Raw genomic sequence first — 19,769 nt, forward strand, 5'->3', positions numbered from 1 at the left:
AATGCTTCCAGAAAAAGGAAACCCTTTCATTCAAGTTTTTCGCGCCTGCCGCGCAGCAAGTCCAAATCGAGAAAAATCATGGCCCGTGCGACCAAATTCGAGACTATCAACGGCTTTTCGCGCGAAACCGTCACGCTCGCCAACTGGCGCACCCGCCCCTACAGCTTCTGGAGCTTCCGGAATGTGGCGGAAATGGTGCGCTCGGCCCGCATTCGCGCAGCACACCCTGCCGCGTTGCCGGCCGCCGTCGGGAACCCCGATCTGCTGTCCCGCCCCGCTTCGGCAGGTGCGAGCCTCACCGTTGCGGAGCTGTTGTCACAAAGTCAGGCCGACAGTTTTCTGATCTCAAAGCATGGCAGCATCATTGCCGAGTGGCACGCCGAAAATGTCGACCGCAGCGACCCGCATCTGATCTTCTCGATTTCCAAGTCCATCACCGCGCTGATTGCCGGTATTCTGCAGGACCAGGGGCTGCTCGACCCCGAAACTCCTGTTGGCGATCTGGTTCCCGAGGCGCGCATCAGTGCTTATGCCGACGCCACGGTGCAGCATCTGCTCGACATGCGGGTCAGCCTGGATTTCGACGAATCCTATTTGTCGGAAGAAGACTATGCCCGCTACCGCCGCGCCATGTCCTGGAACCCGCCGTCCGGCACGGGCGGCGACGAAGCCATGCTGTCCTTCCTGTGCAGCCTGAAAAAGGCCGACGGCCCGCATGGCACCGACCATCGCTATCTCTCGCCCAATTCCGACATGCTCGGCATCGTGCTCGAGCGTGTGACCGGCGAACGCTTCCCGGACCTCTGCTCCCGCCTGCTCTGGCAACCCCTCGGCGCTTCTTCCGATGCCTTTATCACGGTCGATACCGAGGGCGCACCACGCACCGCCGGTGGCATCTCCTGCCGTCCGCATGACCTGCTGGCGCTTGGACAGATGCTGATCGACGGCGGCGCCGCAAACGGCAATCAGATCGTTTCGCCGCGATGGATTGCTGACATGCAGACCAGAGGAGATGAAGGTGTCTGGGCGCGCGGAAGCCAGGCCGATTTCCTCGCAACCGGCCGCTACCGCAACAACTGGTACCAGGTTGGCGGTGATTCGAATGCCTTTCTCGCTGCAGGCATTCACGGCCAGTTTCTCTATTGCGACCCCGATTCCGGAACCGTGATCGTCTGCACCTCGTCGCAGCACGAGCCGCAAACCGACGCGATCGATCAGCCGCTTCTCGCAATGTTTGCAAGTCTCTGTACCGAGGCGTGAGCAGCATCAGGCCCTGATCAGCTCCGGGTCCCGGTTGGTCCTATTCGAAGACGATATCGGGCATTGCCCGTTTGCCATCACCGGCAAGTTCTTCCAGACGAGCGCGCACCTTGGCGGCAATCTCGAGATAGACCTTGGCATGCGCGCCCTCGGCGGCCGTCGCCACCACCGGGCGACCGGCGTCGGATGTCTCGCGAATCGGCATCGCCAGCGGCACCTCGCCCAGGAACGGAACGCCGATACGGGCCGCTTCGTCACGGGCACCGCCATGGCCGAAGATATCATGCCGTCCGCCGCAATCGGGGCAGATGAAATAGCTCATGTTTTCGACAATGCCCAAAACCGGGACATTGACTTTGTTGAACATGTTGAGCCCCTTGCGCGCGTCGATCAGTGCCAGGTCCTGCGGCGTCGAAACGATGACGGCGCCGGCCAGCGGCACGTTTTGCGCCATCGTCAGCTGCGCATCACCTGTCCCGGGCGGCATGTCGACGACGAGCACGTCGAGCTCCCCCCAGGCCACTTCGCGCAGCATCTGGTTGAGCGCGGAGATCACCATCGGCCCGCGCCAGATCATCGCCGTGTCTTCATCGACGAGGAAGCCCATCGACATGACCTTCAGGCCGAAGTTTTCCATCGGCTTGAGCAGCCGGCCCTCAAGCTGCTCGGGGCGGCCGGAGATACCCAGCAGCCGCGGCATGGAAGGACCGTAGATATCGGCATCAAGCACCCCGACCTTGAGTCCGGTGGCCTGCAGACCGAGCGCCAAATTGACCGAGGTGGTCGACTTGCCGACGCCGCCTTTGCCCGAGGCCACTGCGATGATGGTTGCAATACCCGGCACATCCGCCTTCGGCTTGCCTTGGGGCTGGCCGGGCTGGCCAGGCTTGGCCGGTGCATGTCCCTGCGCCGCAGGCTGCGCTGCCGGCCGTGGCGGCGGAGAGGAAGAGCCAGGCTCCTTGCTCGCCGTAAGCGCCACCATGGCGCCCTGCACGCCCGGAACGGTCTTGGTGGCACGCTCAGCGGCTTCCCGCAGCGGCTCGAGTTCCTGGGCGCGGGCGGCTGGCACCGTCAGTGAGAAATAGACCTTGCCGTCGGCAATGAAGATTTCGGACACCAGCCCCAGATCGACGATATTGCCTTCGAGATCCGGTCCCTTGACCGATTTCAACTTGGCCAGAACCTCTTCCTTGGTCACGCTCACGATGCACTCCGCAATTTGTCGTTTCAGACACCCTTCACATAATGCACGTGGCAACGCAATAAAATGGCCTGGGATGTGAAAAACGGGACGCCCGGGATCAGCTGCCGCGGCGGCCACGCAGAACGAAGATCGGCACGATCACTGTCAGCATCAAGAGCCGCGCGACATGGTGACTGGCGACAAAGGTCGGATCGATTCCCAGCATGACGGACATCGCGGCCATGGTCTCAAGACCACCGGGCGCAAGGGCGATCAGCACCGCGATCATATCCATCCCGGTCAGCCAATGGGCAAGAATCGCGAACACTGCCGCTAGCGTCACCCCAAGCACCGTGACAAACACTCCGGCGCTGAACGCCCGGCGCAACTGTGCCCAGCTGACGCCTGAAAACCGCGATCCGATCAGCGCCCCCAGAGCCACAAACGCCGCTGCTGCAAGCCAGACATTCATAACTCCGCCAACCAGCCCGGTGACATGCGCCACGATGGAAACCAGCATGCCGCCGATCAGGTAGGCCGCGGGCAGGCGCAGCCGCTGCAGCAGGTACCCGGCCAGCCCGGCGCAACCGATCATTGCCAGGAGCGGCAAAGCTGCCGTCGCGGTGGGGGGCTCCGCTACGCTCGCGGGCAGCTGGCCCGACAGCGTAACCGCGACAGGCACCAGAAGCGTCAGTGCCAGCACGCGGATGGATTGCACGATGCTGACGGTCTTGAGATCAGCTTTGGCGCCCTCGCTAAGGCCGAGCACATAACTCAGATGCCCGGGAGCGGAGGAAAGAAAGGCCGTGACCGGGTCCATTGACCAGAACTTCACCAGGATGGAGGGGGTCAGCAGGATGATGACGGAAAGGCTGCCGGCCAGTGCTGCCAGCGTGACCGGCCAGGCCTGCACTGCACCGAGCACGTCTGGTGTCACGCCCTGCCCGATGGTGAGCCCGAGAATGACAAAGACCGCATCGCGCAACCGCATGGGAAGGGCTTCTGTCTTGACCCCGGCAAGCCCCGCCAGCGTTACCGCCATGGCAGGCCCCGTCAGAAAGGGAGCCGGAAACGAGAAGAGCAGCATCAACCCGGCGCCGAGAACCGCAATGGCGTAGGTAATCAGGGGAGCTCGCCAGCCAGTCATCCGCATGGATCAAAACTCCTGTCCTGTTCACCCGGCAGGTCCGCTCCAACCCGACGGCTCAACTGCGGCGACCCCAAGCCCAATGCATCTCCTTTGCGATTGGTTTCATGGAAACCTTCGCGATGGCATCTCCCCCCGGGTCGCACGAGCCCGGGCTGGAAAAGCCCGAGATCATGGTCGTGCTGATCAGGCCGGCTGGGCGGAAGCTTGCTTCGAGACCTGGCAACACCCCTCAAGGCAGCGCTTTGAGAGAAATCACAATGCCAGCCGCAGCCTGGATCCCACAGCCCGCGAACAACAGGCCATCATCCGCCCGCCTTCCGCCCGTTCCGCCGATGTCAGCACCCGGTCGCGATGATCGACCTCGCCATCCAGAACCCGCACCTCGCAACTGCCGCAAAGCCCCTCCTCGCAATCACTCGGCACGTCGATCCCCGCGGCGCGCACGACATCCAGCAATGTCTGCCCCGCAGCCACGGTCAGGTTGAGATCGGAATCCTCGAGTTCGACGTCGAATGCTGTATCACCTGACTGCAATGCGCCCGAGCGATCGGTCGAAAACACTTCCGTGCGCAGCATGCCCTCAGGCAGATCGACGCAATGGCCGTCCAGCGCCTCGAGCAGCCGGGCAGGTCCACAGGCGTGAATCCGGGCGCCGTCCGTGCTGCACCCCGCGACGATAGCCGCAAGGTCCGCACGGCTGCCTTCCTCCGACACATGTAGCACCGCACGGTCCCCATGATCCTGCTGTAACCGCTCGGCAAATGCCATGGCCGCGCGCGATCGGCCGCAATAATGCACGACGTATTCGCAATTGAGCGCCTTGAGATGATCCGCCATTGCAATGATCGGTGTAATGCCGATGCCACCGGCGATCAGAACATGACGGGGAGCGTCATGCTCAAGCCGGAAATAGTTCTTCGGTCCGCGCAGCCTGATGACCGCGCCGGCGGAAAGCTGCTCATGGATGAAGCGCGAACCGCCGCGCCCCTCCTGCTCCCGCAACACCGCGATCGTGTAATCCGGATCAGAAGGGTGGCCGCACAGCGAGTATTTCCGCGAGAAATCGCCGACCAGGAGATCGACATGCGCGCCGGGCGTCCAGGCCGGCAACGGCAGGCCGTCCGGGTCTTCCAGGCGTATGGTCTTGACCCCTGAGGCTGCCTCTGAAATCTCCGCAACCCGCACGGACCGCGCAATCTCCTTGCCCGACGGCGCGCCTACGGGAAACGAGACGCTTCGCTTCAGTATCGAAGGGTCGGCGCGCTCCGGATTGTCTGCCGGGTCCCACTCCACGATCAGCTTTTCGGGACCGCGGAAGGCGAGATTGGGCAGATAGGTAAAGTCCTGATCCTCGGCCAGCCGCATATGCGGCAGCCGCCGGCTCAATTCCTCGATGAAGATCCGCATTTCCAGCCGGGCAAAATTCTTGCCCATGCACTGGTGACTGCCATAGCCGAAGGTCAGGTGCTCCGCCGCGTTGTCGCGGTAGATGTCGAGAAGATCACCGTTTTCGAAATGCCGGTAATCATGATTGGCCGAGGCGCTGACGATCAGCAGCTTGGCTTCCGCCGGTATCGCCACTCCGGCAATTTCGGTATCGCAGGTGGCGCGCCTGCGCCAGGCCACCACCGAGCCTTCCAGACGGAGGCATTCTTCCACGGCGTTCGGGATAAGCTCGGGGTCCTTGCAGATCCGCTCCCAGACCACGCGGTTGGACAGCAGCAGTTTCAGCGCATTGGTGCTCGCCAGGGTCGTTGTCTCGTGCCCGGCGACGATGATCGCCATCATCATCGAATGCAGATAGGAGCCGGTCACCACGTCCGGCATTTCCGCATTCATGCGGATGGCATGGTGCATCCACCCGGTGCCATCGGGCTGCTTGCGCATCTTGTCGAGTACCTGCCCGGCATATTGCCAGAAACGTCCGACGGCATCGGCCACCTTTACCTGCTGTTCCGGCGAGGGCTTGCCCCAGGTGTTGACCGTGTGCGCGACGGAAAACTCCTTCAGCGCCCCCATGTCCTCCTTCGGCACGCCGAGAAAGTGCAGCGCCACCGTCAGCGGGATCTCCCAGAACATCGCCTCGACCAGGTCCACCCGGCCGCTGTCGACAAAGGCATCGACCTTCTCGCGCGTGAGTTCGCGGATCATCTCTTCCTTGGCAGCGAGATTGCCCGGCAGGAAATGCTCCATCAGCACCCGCCGCCGCTCCATGTGCGCCGGTTCATCCTCGTTCACCAGGGTGCGGTTCAGCTGGTACTTGTAGCGCTTTAGGGTTTCCATCGCCTCTTCGCTGGGAGGCACGACCCGTTCCAGCGCGATGGACGGTGAGAAGGTGACATTGTCGCGGAACACCGCCTTGACGTCCTCGTAGCGGCTGACCACCCAATAGCCGAGCTCCGGATTGTAAAACACCGGCTCCTGATCGCGGGACCATTTCAACGCCTCTGCCGGATTGGCCAGGTACTCGGCGGAAAATGGATCAAACGCCTGGGCCTGCGCCGAAACGGGGCAAGCGCCCGCCCCAGCACGGGGATGAACGGGGCAGCCCGGTAACACCTGTAGATCATTATCCGTCCGTGGCTGTTGATCCGACATGCTCAACCTCATTTACTAATAATGCACAATATGTTCTATAAATGTAACGTAGCCCTTCACTTGCAGTCAATGAACCCCGTGAACCCGGTGCTTGAATGAGCAGCTTGCAAACCCTGTCCCGCGGCATCCAGGTTCTGGAGATTGTCTCGCGCACCCCCTCCGGGCTGCAGATTGCGGAGATCGCGCACATACTGGGCGTCCACCGGGCGATTGCCTACCGTCTGGTGGCAACGCTCGAGGAGCATTTGCTGGTCACCCGCGATCAGCAGGGGCGCATCCAGATCGGAGGCGGTATCGTCGCGCTCAGCGACCGCTATCAGCCACAGCTGCGGGCCAAGGCCCTGCCGGTTCTGCGATCACTGGCGGAAGCCAGCGGCGGAACCGCTTTTCTCTGCGTCGGCCAAGGCGACGAATGCGTCGCCATCGAGGTGGCCGAACCTGAAGCCCCCTTGCTGAAAGTCTCCTACCGCGTTGGCAGCAGGCACCCGGTAACGAGGGGCGCGGCGGGCCTAGCCATCGCCATGCAACGGCCGCCCCGACCCGGCGATTCAGACGATCTGCTAACCGCCAGGAAAAACGGTTTTGCGCTCACGCGTGGACAATTGCAGGAAGGCGCGATCGGGGTTGCAGCACCCTTGGGAAAGACAGGCGCCACCGGCCGTTCCGTGCCGGGGGCAGAAGCCTGCATCGGCGTTGTCGCCATGCATGCGCTCGACACCACCTCCGCAACCGCTGCAGTCCTGTCCCACCGTGACCGCTTGCGCGAAGCGCTGGCATAGCTCAGCCGGCACAATTACCTCGCCAACACAAGCTCGCCCCGCGCAACTCAGCCTGACCCGGGAAGCTGCTGCCGATGCTGGCCAAGGTCACTCCAGCCTGGCGGGGAAGCCGGGCGCGCGCAGGTCGGTGCCGAGACGATCTTCGAGCAACTTGGCAATCATCGGCGATTCCGCGTCTCCGCCGTAAGCCGCCTTGGCTTCGACATAGGTCTGCTCGGTCATCGACGCCAGTTCCAGCGGCACGCCGAATTCCCGGCCGAATTCCATCGCAAAGCCGAGATCCTTGAGCGCCAGGTCAATGTTGAAGGCAACATCGTAGGAGCCGTTCAGGATCAGCGCACCCTCGGTCTCGTGCACGAAGGAATTGCCCGAGGACGCCTTGATCGCAGCCCAGGCCTGGCCGAGGTCGAGTCCACCGCGCTTGGCAAGCATCAGCGCTTCGCCGCAGGCCTTGAGATGGATGAAGGCCAGCATGTTGGTGATCACCTTGATGATCGAGGAATTGCCGAGCGGACCCATGTGAAAGATCTGGTTCCCCATTGCCTGCAACGCCGGCAGGTGCAGGTCGAACAGGTCCTTGTCGCCACCCGCCAGCATGGTGATCTTGCCTTGTGCTGCCAGATGCACGCCACCGGTCACCGGCAGTTCCATGGTGCGCACGCCTTTCTCGGCGGCGATCTTCCCAAGCCGCAGGATCTCGTCACGGCCCAATGTTGACATCTCGATCCATGTCGCGCCGGATTTCGCCGTGGTCAGCACCTCTCCGAGAACTTTTTCCGAGACGGCTGGCGACGGCAGGCAGGTGACGATGGCGTCGCAATCGCGCGCAAGGTCCGCCGGCGTTTGAGCCCAGACCCCGCCCATGTCGACATGGCGTTTGCCTAGCGACGGGTCCAAATCGTTGACCGTGACTTCAAAGCCTGCCTTGAGCAGGCTTGCAGCCAGATGACCGCCGAGATTGCCCAGCCCGATAAATCCATAGCGCATGGTGATACTCCTGAATATGTGTATGAGACGAGGGAGAGACCGGCCTGGGTCCTGTCGACAGGACCTAGCCGTGGCCGATCAGTGCCTTTGCTTCGAGGTAATCGCGCAGGCCCCAGTCGGCATATTCGCGGCCATTTCCGGACTGCTTGTAGCCGCCAAACGGCGCAAACAGATCCCAGTCCGGAGAATTGATATGGACCTGCCCGGCACGCAGCTGCCGCGCAATCCGGCGCGCGTGTTCGATCTCGCCCGACTGCACATAGGCGGCAAGGCCGTAGACCGTGTCGTTGGCAATTTCGACTGCCTGCTCTTCACTGTCATAGGGCATGATCGAGATCACCGGCCCGAAAATCTCCTCGTGCGCAATCCGCATCTCGGGCGTCACGCCGCCAAACACCGTCGGCTTGACGTAGTAGCCATGCGCCAGCCCTTCGGGCCGCTCGCGGCCGCCGGTCACAAGCTGCGCGCCATCCTGAATGCCCGATGCGATCAGGCCTTGGATCTTGTCATACTGCACCTGGCTGATCACCGGTCCAAGATCGGTGGCTGGATCGCGCGGATCACCGGTCACCAGCTTCTCCGCTGTCACCTTCGCGATCGCCAGCGCGTCCTCGTGCCGGTCGCGCGGCACCAGCATGCGTGTCGGCGCATCGCAGGACTGGCCGCTGTTGGCAAAGCAGGCTTCGACACCGGAGGAAACCGCCGTCTCAATATCCGCATCCGCCAGAATGATGTTCGGCGACTTGCCGCCCAGTTCCTGCGCCACCCGCTTGACCGTGTCGGCTGCGGATTTGGCCACCAAAATGCCCGCCCGCGTCGACCCGGTGAAAGAGACGATGTCGATGTCCGGATGGCCGGAAAGCACCTGTCCGACACCGGGCCCGTCGCCATTGACCAGGTTGAACACGCCTTCAGGCACACCGGCTTCGTCGAGGATCTCTGCAAACAGGATACCGCTCAAGGGCGCGATCTCGCTCGGCTTGAGCACGACCGTGCAGCCCGCGGCAAGCGCCGGCGCCACTTTGCAGGCGATCTGGTTCATCGGCCAGTTCCAGGGCGTGATCAGCCCCGCCACGCCAATGGCCTCGTGGACGATTAGCGTCGAGCCGCGCTTCTCCTCGAAGACGAAGTTCTTAAGTGCCGTCATGGTGGCCTCGATGTGACCCAGCCCCGACCAAGCCTGATCGGATTTTGCCATCGCCAGTGGCGCACCCATTTCGGTGCTGATTGCCTCGGCAATCTCGTCCATCCGCGATTCGTAGACATCACGGATACGGCCCAGCAGCGCCAGCCGCTCGGCAGCGCTCCATGCACTGAACCCCGGAAAGGCTGCCCTTGCCGCAGCAATCGCCTTCTCCGCATCAGCTCGCAATCCAAGCGCCACTGTGGCGACGATCTGTTCGGTGGCCGGATTGATTACATCAATAAGTGAAGCACCCGCAGAAGGATCGACCCAGGCCCCGTTGATGTAGAAGCGCCCGATATTCTGCTCGATGGTCATGAATCAGTCCCTAGATATGGATATTGAACGCCGCCCGGATCGCTGCATCGACAGCCGGGTCGAGCTGCGGCGTGGTTGACTCGGCCAGGATCCGATTCTTGCGTGCTATCGCCTTTTGAACAAGGTCCGGCTTGCCGATTTCCGCCCATTCTTTCGGACTGGTCCGGTCTGCTACAGCCGGATAGACATATTCGGTCTGCATCACGCTGAGCGTTTGCGGATGGCCCAGATAGTGGCCGGGCCCTTCAAGGCAGACCTCCCGCATCGCTTCGATGCTGACGCTGTCCTCAGTCACATCGATGCCGCGGACGCATCTGAGCACCTGCCCCAGAAGATCGTCGCCGAGCACCAGAGATTCCATGCAGAAGCCCAACAGCGAAGCGTGCATGCCGACCGCTTCATAGACCATGTTGAGACCGCTCAGCCCGGCCATGGTATTGGAGATCGCCTGTTCCCATCCCGCCTGCATGTCCGGCAGCTTGGAATCAGCAATCCCTGCGGCAGCCCCGCCCGGCAGACCGTAGAACCGATGCATCTGTGCACACCCCGCTGACAGCAATGCCTGCTCGCCCGAGCCGCCCGACATGGCGCCGGTTCTCAGATCGGACACGAAAGGCCAGGTACCGAACACCGCCGGATGGCCGGGGGCCATGGCGTTGACATAGACGACACCAGCCAGGCACTCGGCCACAGCCTGCACGATCGCGGTTGCCAGCGGCGCCGGCGCCGTGGCCCCCGCCTGCCCGGCAGACAGCAACAATACCGGCATTCCGGCACGGATACATTTTTCCATGGTGACGCAGCTTTCCTCAGCGAATTTCATCGGAGGGACCACGAAACAGTTGGAATTGGAGACGAAGGGGCGGGCACGCCAGGCTTCCTCGCCACCGGCGATCATGTGCAGAAGATCCATGCAGCTCTCAACATGCGACGGATCGGAGAAACTTGTTCCCACATGCTTGGTTGTGCCGGCGCAGCAGGCATAGATCGTGTTGATGTCCATCTCGTAATTGTCGAGTACATCGCGGGCGACCATGGCGCGCTGGAAGAAATGTACATTGTCGAGCGCATGGGTGATGCGCGCCGCATCGTAGAGATCCTGCGCGGTGGATTCGCGGTAGTCCCTGCCCTCGACATCGACGACATGCACCGCAGCACCGGCTGTGCCGAAATGAACCCGAGTACCCGACAAATCGAGATCATGCTTGGGATCTCGCCCGCGCAGAACGACAGTTTTGTTGGCGATTGCCAGCATGTCCTCGACCAGCGCGCGGGGAAACCGAATGCGGCCATCATCGCCCAGAACAGCCCCGGCACCTGTCAGGATTTCGACGCCGGACGCCGGCGCCTGTGACAGGCCGATGGTTTCGAGCGCGTCCAGTGCTGCTTCGTGAATGCGCAGCACATTGGCCTCAGACAAGGGCGCGTACTGCCCACCACTCATGCCTGCCCGGATCGGCCTCAGATTCTCCGCAAGTGGCGAGGTTCGGACCAGAACCCGGTTAGCTCGACCGCCCGAACGGCGACCCTTCTTTTCAAATACCGGAGACTCGATGTCGGCACTGGGGTCAATTGCGATTTCCATGCTGGTCTCCGTTGAAAGGAAGCAGGTTTCAGATCACATCCGGACTCGCAGCGAGCCGGGGTCGTAAAGAGGCTTGAGGGACGCAATCGCGGAATGGCGCACCCCGGCAATCTCGATTTCATAGGTTGAGGCGAGCACCTCTTCGGCGCTTTCCCCCTTGCTTGGCACGTAGCCGAGACCGATGGCGCCACCGAGGTGATGCCCGTAATTGCCCGAGGTGATGATCGAGACGATCTCGCCGTCGCGGACAACCACTTCGTTGTGGAACAGCAACGGTTCGGGGTCTTTCAGCTGAAACTGCACTAGTCGCCGCGAGAGTCCTTGCTCGCGTTTGGCAAGCACCGCTTCGCGGCCGATGAACTCGCCTTTGCCCGGCTTTACCGCGAAACCAAGGCCGGCCTCGAGAACATGGTCTTCATCGGTGATGTCATGGCCGAAATGCCGGAACCCCTTCTCGATGCGGCAGGAATCGAGCGTGTGCAGTCCGCATAATTTCAGCCCGTGATCCGCACCTGCCTGCATCAGCGTTTCGAATATATGCGCGGCCTGATCGGAGGTGATGTAAAGCTCCCAGCCGAGCTCGCCGACATAAGTAACCCGGTGGGCGCGGGCGAGCCCCATGCCGATCTCGATCTCCCGCGCCATCCCGAACGGGTGCGCATCGTTGGAGAAATCATTCGGGCTCACCGCCTGCAGCACATTGCGGGCGTTAGGTCCCATCAGGCAAAGCACCGATTCCGCCGCCGTGACGTCGGTGATGACGACGAATTCATCACCCAGATGCCGCCGCAGCCAGGCCAGGTCGCGCTGCAGCGTGAAGCCCGGCACGATCAGCAGGAATGCCGTTTCCGACAGCCGCGTCACGGTCAGATCGCTTTCGATGCCGCCACGTCGGTTGAGCATCTGGGTGTAGACAATCCGGCCCGGCTCGACATTCATCTCGTTGGCGCAGAGCTTCTGCAGGAACGGCAACGCGTCCCGGCCCTCGACCCGGATCTTGCCGAACGAGGTCATGTCGAACAATCCGGCGGCCTCGCGCACGGCCATGTGCTCGCGCTTCTGGTTGCCGAACCAGTTCTGGCGTTTCCAGGAATACTCGTATTCGCGCTTCTGGCCTTCATCGGCAAACCAGTTGGCCCGCTCCCACCCGGCCACTTCGCCAAACACCGCACCATGGGCCTTGAGCTGCTCATGGATCGGCGACCGGCGAATGCCGCGTGCTGTTGCCTTCTGCCGGTAGGGGAAGTGATCGGCGTAAAGCAGGCCGAGCGTTTCGCTTACACGTTCGCGCAGATAATGCCGGTTTTTCTGGAACGGCTGCGCCCGGCGGATATCCACATCCCACAGATCGAATGGCGGCTCGCCGTCATTCATCCATTGCGCCAGCGCAAAGCCGGCGCCGCCCGAAGAGACGATGCCGATCGAGTTGTAGCCGGCGGCCACCCAGTAGCCTTTGATCTCCGGGGCTTCGCCGAGGTAATAGCTGTCATCCGGCGTAAAACTCTCCGGGCCGTTGAAGAAGGTGTGAATGCCGGCTGTGCCCAGCAGCGGCAACCGGTTGACCGCCTGCTCGAGGATGGGCTCGAAATGATCGAAATCCTCCGGCAGTTGATCGAAACAGAAGTCTTCGGAAATCCCGTTCATGCCCCACGGCTTGGCGACCGGCTCGAAGGCGCCCAGCAGCATTTTGCCGGCGTCTTCCTTGTAATAGGCACACTCGTCGGGCACGCGCAGCACCGGCAGCCGCGGCAGATCCTTGATCGCCTCGGTGACGATATAGAAATGCTCGCAGGCATGCAGGGGCAGCGTCACGCCCGATTGCGCTGCGAGATCCCGGCCCCACATGCCGCCGCAATTGACCACAAGATCCGCCGCGATCGATCCAGTCTCTTCGCCTCGCTGCCAGTCAACGCCGGTCACGCGGCCATCGGCGCTGGTTACCGCGGTGACCTTCACCCCTTCGATGACCTGCGCCCCGTGCATGCGCGCGCCCTTGGCCAGCGCCATGGCGATGTTGGCCGGGTCGCATTGCCCGTCGAGCGGCAGATGCACCGCCGCCGTGATGTCGGAGATGTTGAGATGCGGATACATCTTCAGCACCTCTTCTGGCCCAACCTCATGGACATCAACATCAAAGGCCCGGGCCAGCGAGGCTTGGCGGTAGATTTCTTCCTTGCGCGCCTCGGTCAGCGCCACCGTGATCGATCCGCATTGCCGCATGCCGGTGGCAACGCCGGTTTCTTCCTCGAGCTTGACGTAGAGATCGGCCGAATACTTGGCCAGCCGCGTCATGTTGATCGAAGCCCGCAGCTGCCCGATCAGCCCGGCAGCGTGCCAGGTGGTGCCGCAAGTCAGCTGCTTGCGTTCCAAGAGCACGATGTCGCGCCAGCCGAGCTTGGCCAGATGGTAGGCCACCGAGCAGCCCGAGACACCGCCTCCGACAATGACGACGCGGGCGTTTTCCGGAACCGCCTGGCTCATGCGCGCAATCTTTCGTTCGCCGGATCCCAGAGCGGTTCGTCGGCCTGCACGCTGGCGGGGTAGCGTTCACCGAATATCTCCACGTCAAGCCTCGTCCCGGGTTCGCTCAGATCCGTGCGCAGCATGCCGAGCGCAATGGATTTGCCGATCCGGTGACCCCAGCCACCGGAGGTGGTTTCCCCGACGACCTCGCCATTGTGCCAGATCGTCGACATGTAAGGCGCGTCGCAGTCACTGGCCTCGACAGTCAGCGTCACGAAGCGCCGCTTGCTGCCCCGTTGTCTTTCGTTCTCGAGCGCCATCTTGCCGAGGAAACCCGGCTTGTCCCATTTGACAAAGCGGCCAAGGCCACCTTCGAGGATCGTGTAATCGGTCGAGAGATCGCCCTTCCACGCCCGGTACCCTTTCTCCAGCCGCAGCGAGTTGAGCGCGAACATTCCAAAGGGTTTGAGGCCGAGCGGCGTACCCGCTTTCATCACCGCATCGAAGATCTTCGGCGTGTCCTCGACCTTGGAATGGATTTCCCAGCCAAGCTCGCCGGCAAAGGACACCCGCACCAATTGGCACCAGATTCCGTCAATTTGTGCCGATTGATGCGTCAGCCATGGTTTGCTTAAATCTGCATCGGTGATGCCCGACAGGATCTCGCGCGATTTCGGGCCGGTCAGAATCTGGCAGGAAAACACTTCGGTGACGTCTTCCACCACGATACCCGAACCTTCGGACAGATGCTTCATCAGCCATTCGAAATCATGCCATTGCGCCGTGGCGGCGGTGATCAGGAAGAAGACATCTTCGTCCAGTGCCATCAGCGACATCTCTGTGACAATCCGGCCTCTGGCATCGGCGAAATAGCCCAGACCGATCCGGCCCGGTCGCGGCGCCATGCCAGTGATCAGTGTGTTGAGCCAGTCCCGCGCACCCTGCCCTTGAACCTTGAACCGCGAGAACCCCGGAAGATCAAGAATGCCGGCGGCGTCACGCACCGCCAGGCATTCCTCCCGCACCGCTTCGAACCAGGAACCCGCGCGCGCCCAGGTTTGGGTTGCCTCTTCGCTTGTGTCATCGCCAGGGCGTGCATACCAGTTGGCCCGCTCCCAGCCGTTATAGGCGCCGAACTGGGCACCAAGGGCCGCGATCCGGTCATGCACCGGCGAGAGTTTCTTTTTGCGGCCGGCGGGCCAGGCGTGGTGCGGGAAATGCATGCCGTATTCATGACCATAGACTTCCATGCCCTTGGCGATCGCGTAATCCTGATCGCAGAAGCCGGTAAAACGCCGCGGGTCACACGCCCACATGTCCCATTCGGTCTCGCCTTCCATCACCCATTCGGCCAGCACCTTGCCCGCACCGCCGCCCTGACAGATTCCGAAGGTGAAGACACAGGCTTCAAACGCATTCGGCACACCCGGCATCGGCCCGATGAGCGGGTTGCCATCAGGCGTGTAGGGGATCGGACCATTGATGGTCCTGGTCAGCCCCGCGGTGCCCAGCAGCGGCACCCGCTCGACTGCATCGTTAATGTACCATTCGAGCCGCTCGAGATCATCCGGATAGAGTTGGAACGAGAAGTCCTCCGGCATCGGATCGTCGGGCGTGATCCAGTGCGCCTTGCAGTTGCGCTCATAGGGACCGAGGTTGAAGCCGTTCTTTTCCTGCCGCAGATAGTAGGAGCTGTCGACGTCACGCAGAAGCGGCAGTTTGCGCCTGTTCTCCTTGCTCCAGGCCTCGACCTCGGGCACCTCGTCAAACAGCATGTATTGATGGCTCATCACCATCATCGGCATGTCGCGGCCAAACATCTTGCCGACCTCGCGGGCGTAGTAGCCCGCCGCGTTGACAACATATTCGCAGCGGATCTCACCCTTCGGCGTCGAAATCACCCATTCGTCGTTTTCGCGGCGAACGCCGGTCGCCGGACAGAAGCGGTAGATCTTCGCTCCTAGATCCCGCGCCCCCTTGGCCAGCGCCTGGGTCAGCTGTGCCGGATCAATGTCGCCGTCATGGGGGTCATAAAGCGCGCCCGTCAGGTCATGGGTCTCGACGAAGGGATAGCGCGACTTGATCTCGTCGGGCGCCAGGATATCGAGATCCATGCCCTGGTAGCGGCCCATGCCGGCCACCCGCTGGAATTCCTGCAAGCGCTCCTTTGAATGCCCCAGCCGGATCGACCCGGTGACATGATAATTCATCGGGTAATCAACCGCATCGGCCAACCCTCGATACAGCTCCGCCGAATAGCGCTGCATGTTCATGATCGCCCAGGACGACGAAAAGGTCGGCACATTGCCCGCCGCGTGCCAGGTGGACCCGGCCGTCAGTTCGTTCTTTTCCAGAAGCACGCCATCGGTCCAGCCGGCCTTGGCCAGATGATAGAGCGCCGAGACCCCGACCACGCCTCCACCGATGATGACTACCCGCGCATGCCCCGCAATCTCACTCACACCAATCTCCTGAACATCAATGATCGGTGCGAGTATCAGACCGGCTCTGGAGATGCGCAATTGTGCCGAAACCGCTTTATTAATCGGAGAATCCGATTAGGGTGCAAAGCAACAATTTGCGGGAGCGCCTCATGCAAATCGAGCACCTGGAAACCTTCCTCGATCTGATGGAGACGAAAAGCTTCAACCGGACAGCCGAGCGTCTGAACCTGACCCAGTCAACCGTGTCGGGGCGTATCTCAGCGCTTGAAGCCTCGCTCGGGCGCAAGCTGTTTACCCGCAGCCGCGCCGGAACCGAACCGACCCATGCAGGCTACCGACTGCTGGATCACGCCCGCACACTACGTCATCAATGGGCGCAAGCCCGGCGCTCGGTGCAGAACACCGGCAACTTCTCGGAATCGATGCGCATTGGGATGCAGCACGATCTCGCCTCCAGCCATATTGCCGACTGGGTTGCCGGTTTCCGCAAGGTGCTGCCCGACGCATCATTTTATATTGAACTCGATTTCTCCACCCAGATGAGCATCGACCTGCTGGCCGGCGAGATCGATCTGTCGATCATGTTTACGCCGAAAAACCTGCCCGATCTGCATCATGAACTCATCGGCGAGTTGGCCTACCGGATGATCAGTTCGAAAGTGCAGCGCATCGCCGACATAGAGCCGCAAAGCTACATCTTCACCCATTACTCGCCAGCCTTTGACAAGGTTCACCGTCAAGTGGTTGCAAAGCTCGCCGAGGCTCCCCTGTCGAGCGGACAGAACATTACCGTCTGCGGCCTGCTCTCGGAACTTGGCGGCACCGCCTACGTGCTTGAAGATTCAGCCGCAGAGATGGTCGGCACCGGCCGGTTCCGTTACGTCGGAGACGCTCCGGCAATCCCCCAGTCGGTCTATGTCGCCATGCATCTGCGCAACCGTCATTCGCATGTCCACCGCCGCCTGCTCGACAGCGTCCGCAAGCAACTGTCGGGGCGCTGACAGGCAAACGGCGCCAGCACTTTCGCACTGACGCCGCCTGCCCGATGGGCGCGTTTCCGCACCCATCCTGTTCTTGCAATCAAGCTAGTTCTTGAACTTCCGGATTTCTCCTGCCTGAAGCCGGGTGGCGTAGGAGTTCAGTTCCTTCTTCACCAGCCCCATGAGGAAGTAGAGGCAGAAGATGTTGACCACTGCCATCGCAAAGATCGCCGCATCGGAGAAGTCGATGACCGGCCCGAGGCTGGCTGCCGCACCGATGACGATGAAGATGCAGAAGATGATCTTGAAGGTAAGCTCGGCATTCTTGCCTTCGCCGAACAGATAGGTCCAGCTCTTCAGCCCGTAATAGGACCACGAGATCATCGTCGAGAAGGCAAACAGCACCACTGCGATCGCCAGCACATAGGGGAACCAGCCGATGGCTGAGCCGAAGGCCGCAGACGTCAGGGCAACACCGCTGACATCGTTCACGGTGGCAATCGCGGAGCCTGCTTCATTGAGCACATAGAGCCCAGTTGCGGGATCGATAATCAACTGCTGCGAAATCGTGATCACCAGGGCAGTCATGGTGCAGATCACGACCGTATCGATGAGCGGCTCGAGCAGCGACACGAAGCCCTCGGTGATCGGTTCCTTGGTTCTCACCGCCGAGTGGGCAATCGCCGCGGAGCCGACGCCGGCTTCGTTTGAAAATGCGGCCCGCTTGAAGCCCTGGATCAATGCGCCGACAAAGCCGCCGGCAACGCCAAGCCCGGTGAAGGCGCCGGCGAAGATCTGGCCGAAGGCCCAGCCGATCTTGTCGTAGTTCACAAGCAGGATCACCAGCGCCGTGCCAACATAGAGAACGCCCATGAACGGCACCACTTTCTCGGTCACATTGGCGATCGACTTGATGCCGCCGACGATCACCGCATAGACCACCCCGGCAAAGATGATGCCGGTGATCCAGCCCGGATAGTCGCCGACGATGCCGGAGATCTGGGCATGTGCCTGATTGGCCTGGAACATATTGCCGCCGCCAAGCGCGCCGAGGATACAGAATATCGAAAACATGATCGCCAGGAATTTGCCACCCGGCAGCCCCAGTTCCTTGAATCCCTTTGAGATGTAATACATCGGACCGCCCGAAACCGTGCCGTCCTCATACTCGTTGCGGTATTTCACCCCGAGTGTACATTCGGTGAATTTCGACGCCATGCCGAGCAGACCGGCAAGGATCATCCAGAATGTCGCGCCCGGCCCGCCAATGCCCACGGCAACGGCCACACCGGCAATGTTGCCGAGCCCCACTGTTCCCGAGAGCGCGGTTGCAAGTGCCTGGAAATGACTGACTTCACCGGCGTCCTCCGGGTCGGAATAGTCTCCCTTGACCAGGCCTATGGCATGGCCGAAGAAGCGGAACTGGACGAAGCCGAAATAGATCGTGAAGATGGAGGCCGCGATCACCAGCCACATCACGATCCAGGGAAAGCTGGTCCCGGGAATGGGTGCGAAGATAAGGCTGACAAACGGGCCGGTGGTGGCCGCAAAGGCCTCGTTGACCCTCTGGTCGATGGTCATGGCTTCCTGCGCCGCTGCCATCGTGCCGAAACCAGTCGTCGCAATGGCCGACAGCATCAGTGTTTTGAGAAATCTCATGATAGTCCCCCTCAGTTGACGACAGTCACAGGCACGGATGCGTGCATGACAAGGTTTGAGGTCGCGCTGCCGAAGATGCGCTTGGCAAATCCGCCTTCGGAAGACCGGCTGACGATAATCTGTTCAGCCTTCTCCTCTTCCGCTACGGCTATGAGGATCGATGCCACGTCGCCATGCCGGACCTTGCCCCTCGCCGTGATTCCGGAGGACTTCACCTTGGCCACCGCCGGATCGATGACCCGCTGCGTCGCCGTTGAAATCTCCTCTTCGCGGCGCTTGTGGCGCTGCGCGTTCTCTTCCGCCGTCTGGAATGAGTAAGGTGACCACTCCACCACGTAGACGATCATCAGTTCACAATCCCCGATGAGCTTGGCCAGACGCTCCGCGTAGGCCAGGGCCCGCTCGCCCGAACCGTGGCCATCCAGGCCAACAACCAGTCTTGTCGTCATTTCAAGTCCCCTCTTATGGTTTTCAAAACATGCCCGCCGCCGGAAACAACCTTAAAAACCCAACACCAACAAATTCCGGCACCGAAATTCGGATGCAGTCCGGGCAAATCCCGCATATCAACTTTAGTCCAAAAGACTAGCCGTTGGACCTCTAATTGGTATACATTCGAAACAATTTACCAGAAAGCAGGAAATACAAGGAAAAAGGACTGAATGAGAAGGAATTTGGACGCAGTCGACAAGCGCATTCTTAACGAACTTCAGGCCCATGGGCGCATGTCGATCGTTGACCTTGCCGAGCGGGTGCATCTTACCAAAACCCCCTGCTCCGAACGCGTCAAGCGGCTTGAGCGCGAAGGCGTGATCACCGGCTACAGTGCAACCATAGATCCCGTCGAGGTCGACATGGGGCATGTCATGATTGTGCATGTAAATCTTTCCAAGACCAGCGACAGCTCGCTCGAGGATTTCAACCGCGCCGTCAGGCGGATTCCGCAGGTGCAAAGCTGTTTGATGATCGCCGGACCCTTCGATTACATGCTGAAGGTACGCACGCGCGACATCACCGAGTTCCGCGAACTGCTCGGCGAGCGCATCAGCCAATTGCCTTCGGTCATGCAGACCCACTCCTTCGCAGTGATGGAACTGGTCAAGGAAACAGGCATGATCGAACTGCGCAGCTGACGTACTGAAAAGCGATTTGCACGTATAACCTGTAGGGACTTGCCGGT

The 19,769-nt window shown here is 61.4% G+C and carries 14 protein-coding genes; 4 read left to right on the forward strand and 10 right to left on the reverse strand.

What is annotated here, in order from left to right; genetic code table 11:
• Positions 1-78: 78 nt before the first annotated feature.
• A complete protein-coding gene (locus tag CRO46_RS05425) occupies positions 79-1,260 on the forward strand; it encodes a serine hydrolase domain-containing protein (RefSeq protein WP_097105734.1) in 1,182 nt (393 codons plus the stop codon).
• Between the two features lie 40 nt (positions 1,261-1,300).
• On the opposite strand, the gene CRO46_RS05430 is transcribed toward CRO46_RS05425, so the two are convergent.
• The 3 genes from CRO46_RS05430 to CRO46_RS05440 form a co-directional block, all read right to left on the reverse strand.
• Positions 1,301-2,467 carry an Mrp/NBP35 family ATP-binding protein gene (locus CRO46_RS05430; RefSeq protein WP_097106530.1) on the reverse strand — a complete coding sequence of 389 codons (1,167 nt, stop codon included), beginning with the start codon at positions 2,465-2,467 and terminating at the stop codon, positions 1,301-1,303.
• A gap of 94 nt (positions 2,468-2,561) precedes the next feature.
• Positions 2,562-3,596: an AbrB family transcriptional regulator gene (locus CRO46_RS05435; RefSeq protein WP_097105736.1), complete on the reverse strand. Its 1,035-nt coding sequence runs from the start codon at positions 3,594-3,596 to the stop codon at positions 2,562-2,564.
• A 249-nt stretch (positions 3,597-3,845) separates the two neighbouring features.
• Entirely contained in the window at positions 3,846-6,191 is a 2,346-nt protein-coding gene (locus tag CRO46_RS05440; RefSeq protein WP_097105738.1) for a cytochrome P450/oxidoreductase, read from the reverse strand.
• 95 nt (positions 6,192-6,286) lie between these two features.
• Here CRO46_RS05440 and CRO46_RS05445 point away from each other — a divergent pair, with 95 nt between their 5' ends.
• The gene (locus CRO46_RS05445; protein WP_097105740.1) at positions 6,287-6,970 is read left to right on the forward strand and encodes an IclR family transcriptional regulator; all 684 of its coding nucleotides are present in this window, start codon (positions 6,287-6,289) and stop codon (positions 6,968-6,970) included.
• An 87-nt stretch (positions 6,971-7,057) separates the two neighbouring features.
• Here CRO46_RS05445 and CRO46_RS05450 read toward each other — a convergent pair whose 3' ends face one another.
• Genes CRO46_RS05450 through CRO46_RS05470 form a run of 5 tightly spaced genes read right to left on the reverse strand, consistent with a single transcriptional unit; the run spans position 7,058 to position 15,968 of the window.
• Complete coding sequence (locus tag CRO46_RS05450) at positions 7,058-7,963, reverse strand: NAD(P)-dependent oxidoreductase (RefSeq protein WP_210421498.1); 906 nt, start codon at positions 7,961-7,963, stop codon at positions 7,058-7,060.
• A 58-nt stretch (positions 7,964-8,021) separates the two neighbouring features.
• Positions 8,022-9,458, reverse strand: a complete 1,437-nt coding sequence (locus CRO46_RS05455) for an aldehyde dehydrogenase family protein (protein ID WP_097105744.1) — start codon at positions 9,456-9,458, stop codon at positions 8,022-8,024.
• A gap of 10 nt (positions 9,459-9,468) precedes the next feature.
• The gene (locus tag CRO46_RS05460) at positions 9,469-11,043 is read right to left on the reverse strand and encodes a trimethylamine methyltransferase family protein (RefSeq protein WP_097105747.1); all 1,575 of its coding nucleotides are present in this window, start codon (positions 11,041-11,043) and stop codon (positions 9,469-9,471) included.
• 33 nt (positions 11,044-11,076) lie between these two features.
• A complete protein-coding gene (locus CRO46_RS05465) occupies positions 11,077-13,524 on the reverse strand; it encodes a GcvT family protein (protein WP_097105749.1) in 2,448 nt (815 codons plus the stop codon).
• A complete protein-coding gene (locus CRO46_RS05470; RefSeq protein ID WP_097106533.1) occupies positions 13,521-15,968 on the reverse strand; it encodes a GcvT family protein in 2,448 nt (815 codons plus the stop codon). The genes CRO46_RS05465 and CRO46_RS05470 overlap by 4 nt, the downstream gene beginning before the upstream one ends.
• A gap of 131 nt (positions 15,969-16,099) precedes the next feature.
• Between CRO46_RS05470 and CRO46_RS05475 the strand changes: the two genes are divergently transcribed.
• The gene (locus CRO46_RS05475; RefSeq protein WP_097105750.1) at positions 16,100-16,951 is read left to right on the forward strand and encodes a LysR family transcriptional regulator; all 852 of its coding nucleotides are present in this window, start codon (positions 16,100-16,102) and stop codon (positions 16,949-16,951) included.
• 84 nt (positions 16,952-17,035) lie between these two features.
• On the opposite strand, the gene CRO46_RS05480 is transcribed toward CRO46_RS05475, so the two are convergent.
• Both CRO46_RS05480 and CRO46_RS05485 read right to left on the reverse strand, forming a co-directional pair.
• Positions 17,036-18,532: an alanine/glycine:cation symporter family protein gene (locus tag CRO46_RS05480; protein ID WP_425479233.1), complete on the reverse strand. Its 1,497-nt coding sequence runs from the start codon at positions 18,530-18,532 to the stop codon at positions 17,036-17,038.
• Between the two features lie 68 nt (positions 18,533-18,600).
• A complete protein-coding gene (locus tag CRO46_RS05485; RefSeq protein WP_097105755.1) occupies positions 18,601-19,038 on the reverse strand; it encodes a universal stress protein in 438 nt (145 codons plus the stop codon).
• 213 nt (positions 19,039-19,251) lie between these two features.
• Here CRO46_RS05485 and CRO46_RS05490 point away from each other — a divergent pair, with 213 nt between their 5' ends.
• Positions 19,252-19,722: an Lrp/AsnC ligand binding domain-containing protein gene (locus CRO46_RS05490; RefSeq protein ID WP_097105757.1), complete on the forward strand. Its 471-nt coding sequence runs from the start codon at positions 19,252-19,254 to the stop codon at positions 19,720-19,722.
• The last annotated feature ends 47 nt before the right edge of the window (positions 19,723-19,769 follow it).

Source organism: Parahoeflea halophila (assembly GCF_900220985.1).
In the GTDB taxonomy this organism is placed as follows: domain Bacteria; phylum Pseudomonadota; class Alphaproteobacteria; order Rhizobiales; family Rhizobiaceae; genus Hoeflea; species Hoeflea halophila.

Excerpts from the sequence above, each read along its gene's own strand:
- CRO46_RS05455 (WP_097105744.1), bottom strand. The coding sequence starts at position 9,458 with ATGACCATCGAGCAGAATATCGGGCGCTTCTACATCAACGGGGCCTGG.
- CRO46_RS05460 (WP_097105747.1), bottom strand. The coding sequence starts at position 11,043 with ATGGAAATCGCAATTGACCCCAGTGCCGACATCGAGTCTCCGGTATTT.
- CRO46_RS05490 (WP_097105757.1), top strand. The coding sequence starts at position 19,252 with ATGAGAAGGAATTTGGACGCAGTCGACAAGCGCATTCTTAACGAACTT.
- CRO46_RS05440 (WP_097105738.1), bottom strand. The coding sequence starts at position 6,191 with ATGTCGGATCAACAGCCACGGACGGATAATGATCTACAGGTGTTACCG.
- CRO46_RS05480 (WP_425479233.1), bottom strand. The coding sequence starts at position 18,532 with ATGGCAGCGGCGCAGGAAGCCATGACCATCGACCAGAGGGTCAACGAG.
- CRO46_RS05425 (WP_097105734.1), top strand. The coding sequence starts at position 79 with ATGGCCCGTGCGACCAAATTCGAGACTATCAACGGCTTTTCGCGCGAA.
- CRO46_RS05445 (WP_097105740.1), top strand. The coding sequence starts at position 6,287 with ATGAGCAGCTTGCAAACCCTGTCCCGCGGCATCCAGGTTCTGGAGATT.
- CRO46_RS05435 (WP_097105736.1), bottom strand. The coding sequence starts at position 3,596 with ATGCGGATGACTGGCTGGCGAGCTCCCCTGATTACCTACGCCATTGCG.
- CRO46_RS05475 (WP_097105750.1), top strand. The coding sequence starts at position 16,100 with ATGCAAATCGAGCACCTGGAAACCTTCCTCGATCTGATGGAGACGAAA.
- CRO46_RS05465 (WP_097105749.1), bottom strand. The coding sequence starts at position 13,524 with ATGAGCCAGGCGGTTCCGGAAAACGCCCGCGTCGTCATTGTCGGAGGC.
- CRO46_RS05485 (WP_097105755.1), bottom strand. The coding sequence starts at position 19,038 with ATGACGACAAGACTGGTTGTTGGCCTGGATGGCCACGGTTCGGGCGAG.